Raw genomic sequence first — 592 nt, 5'->3', positions numbered from 1 at the left:
GGTCAGTGATATTGAAATGCCGGGGTTGGATGGTTACGAGTTAGCGTTTGAGGTGCAAAATGATTCAGCTCTTAATCACTCGTACCGCATTCTGCATACTTCACTGTCGAGTGAGATTTGTGTCGATAGAGCGCATCAAGTTGGCGCTCACGAAGCGTTAGAAAAGTTTAATGCTGGTGAGCTCATCGAAGCTATGCTCCGCGGGGCAAAAGAGCTAGAAGCCAATGCCATGGCTTCTTAACTGCACGTTTAACTGAACATAATATGTGGCTTTGTGTTCACTCGAAATCGTTATCACTTTGTCGTCATTTCAACGATTTATTGCTGACTATTGATGACACTGCGACGCTTAAGGCACGTGTACTAAAGCGACTTGTTTACAGCGTTTACTTCTTTGGCATAGCGTAGCTGCGAGACACAAACTCAGTTTCTTCCACTTGGTAAACATGATTAATGTAGGAAGCCAAGCTGTAAATGACATTGGCCATTAAGTTGGCGTAACGGAACAGAATCGGCGCTGGTTGCTTTTTCCCAGCATGCTCTATCGCGACGAGTGCTCGAACGGTTTTCTTTGCTTGGCAGCGGCACAAAT

General features: G+C 45.4%; 2 pseudogenes. One reads left to right on the top strand and one right to left on the bottom strand.

Going from position 1 to position 592, the window contains the following annotated elements:
- A pseudogene (locus R7190_RS29080) lies at window positions 1-241 on the top strand (chemotaxis protein CheV); the annotation flags it as partial.
- Window positions 242-386: 145 nt separating this feature from the next.
- Here R7190_RS29080 and R7190_RS29075 read toward each other — a convergent pair.
- Window positions 387-592: pseudogene (locus R7190_RS29075) on the bottom strand (ATP:cob(I)alamin adenosyltransferase); the annotation flags it as partial.

It is taken from the genome of Vibrio sp. 1078-1, assembly GCF_033340475.1.
Note: the sequence above shows the minus strand (reverse complement) of the source record. Positions and strands in the feature narration are given on the sequence as shown.